This is a genomic window from Pseudanabaena sp. 'Roaring Creek', from assembly GCF_001402795.1.
GTDB lineage: Bacteria > Cyanobacteriota > Cyanobacteriia > Pseudanabaenales > Pseudanabaenaceae > Pseudanabaena.
The window spans coordinates 1-6829 of the sequence record NZ_LIRE01000445.1; the positions used below are offsets into that span (position 1 = coordinate 1).

The window sequence follows — 6829 nt, forward strand, 5'->3', positions numbered from 1 at the left end:
CTTACACCGAGGGCTGAGCGAAGTCGAAGCCCGTCTACAAGTTATTTAAAACGACTATATTTTTGCCAATATTTTTAGCATCATCTAGCAAGGGCTGACTAATCTTATTAGGATCTTTCTCAGTTTCCTTTGATTCCCTAGAAAAGTCATATTTCGAGATGTTATAAAACGACTTACCCGCCGCTTTTCTAAGCTGACCATCAAGATTTTGTAAACCCTTAGCCGTCAAAGTCTCATATCGTTGCAATACAAGCTCTTTCGTTGGAGCCAATACACAATCTAAGCGCCGCAACACCGTAAATGGCAAAATCACATCAGGATACTTACCCCGTTTAAAATCATCCCGCAAGATTTCATCCGCAATTTGCCAGATAAAGTTGCTGGTTTCCTGAAAATTGTCCATACTAGAGGCGATTAGGCGATGATAGGGCAGTTACCTATCATACAGAAAAGCATCAATCTCAACTAATATCACCATTTTTCCCAATTTTGTCTCATAATCTCCCCTGCATAAATGACAATCTATAAGATCAAGAAAATTACTTTTGTTTAAATGGCATTGCCTAGCCATCAGCAACAAAATATTATCGGGTAGATCTTTCATTTTGGGGCTATGACTAGTCTTTGTTTTTATAACTAGCCTAATATAACTAGCCTAAATGTATCCAAAAGTATCTAACCGTGTAAGTGTTTACACGGTGTAATTTAGTTGTAGTGGCTTGTGTGCCTTATCCAAGGTGTCGGAATCGAACCGACATATCAACGATTATGAGTCGTTTGCTTTACCAGTCAGCCAACCTTGGGTATATTGTGATTATAGCCGTAAGTATTATATGCTATCAAGGAAGCACCTTGCAGGTTGCCTGATAGCAATTATTAGCTAAAAAAGTTTGTGATGGCAACTCCTCAACCCGAAAAACGCTTACGCAAGAAAAAAAAGTCTCCTAAGAAATTTAGACTAAGTTACAGTCTACTACTGCTATTTGCCATGATAGTCGTAGGTACATTGGCTGGACTAGCATCATACAAATTTGGTAAGCAGGCATTAGAGGGGGTCAATCCTTCGCCTGCGGGTATAAAACTGCCGAAGGCGAGTCCCGTATCTAAGCCAAGTGACTCAACGAAATCCTCGCCCCAAAGTTCAAGTGATGCCAAAACTTCATTCTTGCTTGATGAAGAAGAAGCGATCGCCACGGTGAAGGCACAGATAAAGCAAGAGATCGGTGATTTAAGAAGACCCGCTTATGTCGCTAAGGCGAATGTTAGCGATCGCAAACGCCTATATGCAAGAGTAGATCGTGTTTATAACTCAATGCGCGATCCTTTAATGGTTTCCGCTGATGCTGACGAGCGGATAGCTTTAAGAATTGCGGCGTTGCGACAAAAGGTTTATATCAGTAGTCGTGCTTACGAGTCTAATTTTGATCGCCCTCTGGCAAATAACGCGAGTAGTTTGTCACTAGTATCCACACCAGTAGAGCTAAGCCCTATTCGGAGCCGATGGGAAGACCGAGATTCACGCTTACTTGACTCAAAGTATCCTAAGGCTGTGGGAGGGCAAATATTGCCCCAGACCGCAGGACAATTTTCTATTCCTGAGCGCAGATTACCCAGTCAGTTTGAGCTAAGACCTTGAGATATTTGTGTGTTTTTGAGATTTCAAGTTGTCGCTAGCTAAAGTTGGCGGCAGCTATAATTTACTAGTACGTGAAATCTCAGAAAAGAATGGCAAGGCACTTCATCAAACTGCAAAAAGCTAAGCGGAGGATCTTGCTTGGCGGTTTGAGCGAAAGGAAAACCTTTGGGGGGACAAATTACCCGTAGCAATCTCTTTTCTGATTAGTTCTGCCCTTTCACGAGATTTGGTCATGGCATTTGCACCGCCAAAGGTTTCGCGTAGGGTTAAATAATTCTGAATGATGAGTGCTTCGTTATCGGCTGAGCCTTGAGCCACTTGAGTGGGCGTTAGCCCCGATCGCGAAAGCGCATCAGCAACACAGGGAATGACATGGCTGGGGCGATTGACATGATGATCGAGGAGAAGGGCAACCCCAAACTCCGAGCTTAAAAGTTGAGATAGCGAAAATCCCTGCAAGGTTTGGGTAGGCGTAAAATAAAAGCGATCGAGTCTGGAAATAGCGTGGACTACCTGCACTGATTGCACAAGAGCATCCATACCCGCGATCGCAAATCGTAAAGCCCAGATTGGTTGTCGCATCAAATTTTTGTCGGATTCAGTTACCAAACGCGTCCCATTGAGCGAGAGCCAACCTGTATTACCGTCTAAAGAGCTAGTATCAACGCCAAACTGCCCAAAGTAATATTGAAATTCGGAAGGATAGCGCCTTTTTAAATTGCTTAAAAAAGCAGGTAGTTCTCCCTGTTGCCCTGCTGATCCCAATGTCCATTGAAATATGCCAAAGCTCAAGTATTGATTGTCCCAAGTATTAATCGCATCAAGACTGCCCTCATTAGCGGCAGTGACCAACATGACATTAATTTCCGATGGGCTCATCTGCACTTGTTGGAGTAAACCAGAGCCGTAGGTAATGAAGTCGCGCAGTTTAAAAATTCCTAAGCGGTAAAGCCCCAAATCTTTTGTTTTAGCAAAAACTTCTTGTTGTCCCGTATTTAGCAATTTGGCAATTACATCACTGCCAACGGTCGTAAAGGAAATGGCAATTTTATTGGGTGGATAGACTGCCTGTAGGGTATTCCTGACCATGGCAACTTCAGGACTTTGGGTAATTGGAGGGCTTGGATCGGTGGGGATCATCAATCGCTGCCCTATTTGCAAACTTGCAGGATTGGTAATGTTGTTGATACGAGCAATCTCTCGCCAATCACCATTGACACCTAAAAAGCGTTTGGCGATCGCCGATAGAGTATCCCCAGCTTTAACAATATATTCCTGCATAACCTCATCACAGATTGGAATTACAGATTGGAATTATAGCTGTATTCACTTAAGTCAGGACATCAAACCCAATAGAGAATTGCGGCGCGAAGCGCCGCAATTCTCTATTGGGTTTGATTTTTGTCCTAACATTACTGACTATTGCTATACAGATTGGAATTACAAATCGAATATTTCAAACTGTACTGGCTTAAAGAGCATATGGCGATCGATCGCCGAAAAAACTTTATTATTTGCCCTGTCAGAATTCAAGCAATCACAAACTAGGCGGGCGACATCGGTACGATGAATAATACCCGAAATTGTCGGATCTTCTGTAAGTACCGCAGTTCCCGTTGCCGCTTCTGATTTCAGCCCCCCAGGACGAATAATCGTATAGGTTAATCCACTGTTAACTAAATGTTGCTCTGCCTTTTCTTTTTCCTTGAGAATTGCCCCTAACGCTTGCAAAACCTGTGGCGCGATCGCCACCACACTATTGCCACTGCCGATCGATGAAACCAAAATAAACTTTTTGACTCCCCGTTTGACCGCAAGGTCGATCAAATTTTTATTACCTTCACAGTCGGCACGTTCGCCGCGATCGCTGGGCAATCCACCCATAGTCGTAATGACCGCATCGATCGCGCCACAATTCGACATGGCTGCTTCGAGGGTCGGATAGTCTAAGGCATCGCCCAACATCACCTTTGCTCCCAAAGCCTCCAACTCCACGGCATAGGTTGGGTTGCGGAGCAGTGCGACTAAACGTACCAGTGGGGGCTCATTTTCTAGCAGTAGTTTGGCAATTTCTCGACCAACACCACGACTAGAGCCAGCTAGAAAGATATTTTGCATAGATTCCCATAGTTTTCGATCAAAAAGCTCCGCATCGCAAAGCTTTTTGATGGTTTTCAACCTCAATTGGACGCGATCAGCCGCGATTAGGTTTTAGACTTTAGTGCGATCGGTGAAAATTTCATAACCAGTCTCGGTTACTAAAACTGTATGTTCAAACTGCGCCGAAAGTTGGTTATCAACTGTCACCGCCGTCCACTTATCCGCCAAAATCCGCACTCGCTTAGAGCCAGCATTCAAAATTGGTTCGATCGCCAAAGTCATTCCAGGACGAAATCGCACATTAGGCAACTGGTGCGTGCGGAAATTGAATACTGAAGGTTCTTCATGCAGATTTCGACCGACACCATGCCCCGTAAAATCTTCAACGATCGCAAACCCATTAGCCTTCACATGATCTTCAATTGCTCCCGCTAAATCGAGCATACAATTGCCAGGCTTCACCTGCTCGATCCCCTTATACAGAGCCTCTTCCGCAACTCTCATCAACTTAGCAGCCTTCTCGCTGACATTTCCAACTGCTAGGGTGATACAAGAGTCACCATGAAAGCCATTCTTAAAAGCACCAGTATCAATTTTGACAAGATCGCCCAGCTTAATTACTTTTTTCGCACTGGGTATGCCGTGGACGACCTCATTATTAATGCTGGAACAAATGCTAGCAGGAAAGCCGCTATATCCTTTAAAGCTAGGAACTGCACCCATTTCGCGAATGCGCTTCTCAGCATGGGCATCGAGATCCATCGTGGTCATGCCAGGGGCAATAATTTCCGAAATTTCCTTGAGGACAGTCGCCACAATCCGAGATGATTCGCGCATATAGTCCAACTCACGTTGAGACTTAATTTCAATGCCTTTAGTTTGCTTGGGGGGAGATTGCTTAGAAGCTTTAGGATTATCTGCACTCGGTTTAGAGCGAAGTGCACTGAGAATATTCATTAATTATTTGAGGATAGTATTTACAAGGGCTAATATATTTTTAGCCTATTAAGTAACAGGATTGGTTATTTCTAGGTCAAATAGCAGAAACTGACTAAGAACGAGGTTCAACTATGACGCAATCTGGGATGCCTCCCGTACCGCCCCCTTCTTCTGGCGGCGGCGTGCCACAGCCACGTACTAACCCTGCCGCCCCCGCCCAGCAGCGTGTCGCTCCTCCAAACAACCCCCAAGCACCTCCCAATCCTCAGGCACAGGCTGCACAACAAGCTCGCGCAGCGCTCACTCCTGCGCAACTACAGCAGGCTCAAGCCGCTCAACAGGCACGAGCAGCGGCAGCAGCCCGTCAAGCACAGATGGCGATTCCGACAGATACGCAAGTGACGAGCGTGCCACCTCCTCCTAACCCACGTCCCCCAATTCGTCCAGGTCCACCGCCAAATTTGCCAGGGCTTGGTGTTCCGTCGATTTTGCAGCGCAGCTCGGGACAGCCAACCCTAGCGCAAATTGTCAAAGATGCGCACGAGCAAGGATGTTCGGATATTCATGCTGGAGTTAACGAACCAGTGCGATTTCGGAGTCGGGGCTTGATGGTGACTCAGGAGCAATATCCGATGCCAGACAAACAGACGTTTGACACTTGGTTGACAGAAATTATGGATGATAAGCAAATCCAGCAATTTCGAGATACTTTAGAGTTTGATGGTGCAACCCAGTACGAATTTGCTCGCTGTCGGATCAATATTTTTGATTCGTTGCGGGGGCCAGCGATGGTATTGCGATTAATTCCCTTAAAGATTTTGTCAATCGATCAGCTTGGCTTACCAGAAGTATTCCGTGAACTTTGCTATACGCACAAAGGTTTAATCCTTGTAACGGGACCAACGGGGTCGGGTAAATCTACTACTTTGGCGGCGATGGTGGACTTCATCAACACCGAAATGCAGAAGCATTTAATTTCTATCGAAGATCCGATCGAATTTGTACATCAAAGTAAAAAAGCACTGATCAAGCAGAGGGAGGTAGGTATCCATACTCTCAAGTTTGATAATGCACTAAAGGCAGCTTTACGTGAAGATCCTGATATCATTCTGATTGGGGAAATGCGCGATAAAGAAACTGTAAATACAGCTCTTAAAGCCGCTCAAACAGGTCACTTAGTATTTGGAACCCTGCACACGAATAGTGCTGTAAAAACCATCGAACGGATTCTGAATCTCTACGAACCAGAGCAACAGAGCCCAATGCGAATTCAGGTTGCAGAGTCATTGGTGGGAGTTATTGCCCAGTCATTGGTTCGGACTACGGATGGGAAGCGAGCGGCGGTTCATGAAATCATGATCAATACCGATGCCGTGCGCGACTATATCAAGCGTGGTGAGGTAGATGAGATTGAGGCGATCATTCCTAAATGTACCTACGAAGGAATGGTGAATATGAACCAATCCCTTTATAAACTGTATGAAGATGGTCGGATTACGGAGGAAACTGCCGTGGAGAATTCTCCAAAACCCAACGAAATGGCACAAATGCTGCGTGGTCGTATGTAGATCTTGCGATCGCATTTATAGCGGCTGATAGTCATACCTATGACAAACCCAAAAAGAGAGATGCGGCACTGCGTGCCGCATCTCTCTTTTTGGGTTGTATACCCAGTAATACCAATTCCCAAAAGTGTGGCTACACTTTTGGGAATTGAAAACCAAACCCAGTAAGGGTTTTAAAATCACAAAATGGCGTAGCCATTTTGTGTTTTGGTATAATACCAATTCCCAAAAGTGTAGCTACACTTTTGGGAATTGAAAACCAAACCCAGTAAGGGTTTTAAAATCACAAAATGGCGTAGCCATTTTGTGATCTGGTATAAAGAAATGGCGTAGCCATTTCTTTACTGGGTATTATGTATGGATATATTTGGCGTTAGCCGTATCTAGATTATCTAGAGTTTATGGAAAGGATAGAGGTGATAAGTACCTCAGCATAATTAAAATCCAGATCTAAAACCTGTGGCGCACGCGCAGCGTGCGCCACAGGTTTTAGGATTTTATATTTAATTGAGCCCACTTACTTAGTTTTCCCTTACCTATTTAGAATTATCAAAATTATTTCTGCTTGCAATTAAACAAAACTTCCGTA

The 6829-nt window shown here is 44.6% G+C and carries 6 protein-coding genes and 1 tRNA gene; 2 read left to right on the forward strand and 5 right to left on the reverse strand.

The window, feature by feature from the left end:
- Positions 1-34: 34 nt before the first annotated feature.
- Together AC805_RS14420 and AC805_RS14425 are read right to left on the reverse strand one after the other, a co-directional pair.
- Positions 35-403: a type I restriction-modification system subunit M N-terminal domain-containing protein gene (locus tag AC805_RS14420; protein WP_055076064.1), complete on the reverse strand. Its 369-nt coding sequence runs from the start codon at positions 401-403 to the stop codon at positions 35-37.
- 328 nt (positions 404-731) lie between these two features.
- Positions 732-803, reverse strand: a tRNA-Ile gene (locus tag AC805_RS14425).
- A 92-nt stretch (positions 804-895) separates the two neighbouring features.
- Between AC805_RS14425 and AC805_RS14430 the strand changes: the two genes are divergently transcribed.
- Entirely contained in the window at positions 896-1636 is a 741-nt protein-coding gene (locus tag AC805_RS14430; protein WP_055076065.1) for a hypothetical protein, read from the forward strand.
- Between the two features lie 120 nt (positions 1637-1756).
- Here the strand turns inward: AC805_RS14430 and AC805_RS14435 are convergent, their stop codons facing one another.
- The 3 genes from AC805_RS14435 to map form a co-directional block, all read right to left on the reverse strand.
- A complete protein-coding gene (locus AC805_RS14435; protein WP_055076066.1) occupies positions 1757-2917 on the reverse strand; it encodes a LysM peptidoglycan-binding domain-containing protein in 1161 nt (386 codons plus the stop codon).
- Positions 2918-3076: 159 nt separating this feature from the next.
- Positions 3077-3754, reverse strand: a complete 678-nt coding sequence (locus AC805_RS14440; RefSeq protein WP_055076067.1) for an SDR family oxidoreductase — start codon at positions 3752-3754, stop codon at positions 3077-3079.
- A gap of 93 nt (positions 3755-3847) precedes the next feature.
- Positions 3848-4693, reverse strand: coding sequence for a type I methionyl aminopeptidase (gene map / locus AC805_RS14445; protein WP_055076068.1), 846 nt, complete (start codon positions 4691-4693; stop codon positions 3848-3850).
- Positions 4694-4806: 113 nt separating this feature from the next.
- Here map and AC805_RS14450 point away from each other — a divergent pair, with 113 nt between their 5' ends.
- Positions 4807-6243, forward strand: a complete 1437-nt coding sequence (locus AC805_RS14450; protein ID WP_055076069.1) for a type IV pilus twitching motility protein PilT — start codon at positions 4807-4809, stop codon at positions 6241-6243.
- Positions 6244-6829 lie beyond the last annotated feature (586 nt).

Coding starts and splice junctions, on each gene's coding strand:
- AC805_RS14435 (WP_055076066.1), bottom strand. CDS start 2,917: ATGCAGGAATATATTGTTAAAGCTGGGGATACTCTATCGGCGATCGCC.
- map (WP_055076068.1), bottom strand. CDS start 4,693: ATGAATATTCTCAGTGCACTTCGCTCTAAACCGAGTGCAGATAATCCT.
- AC805_RS14430 (WP_055076065.1), top strand. CDS start 896: ATGGCAACTCCTCAACCCGAAAAACGCTTACGCAAGAAAAAAAAGTCT.
- AC805_RS14450 (WP_055076069.1), top strand. CDS start 4,807: ATGACGCAATCTGGGATGCCTCCCGTACCGCCCCCTTCTTCTGGCGGC.
- AC805_RS14420 (WP_055076064.1), bottom strand. CDS start 403: ATGGACAATTTTCAGGAAACCAGCAACTTTATCTGGCAAATTGCGGAT.
- AC805_RS14440 (WP_055076067.1), bottom strand. CDS start 3,754: ATGCAAAATATCTTTCTAGCTGGCTCTAGTCGTGGTGTTGGTCGAGAA.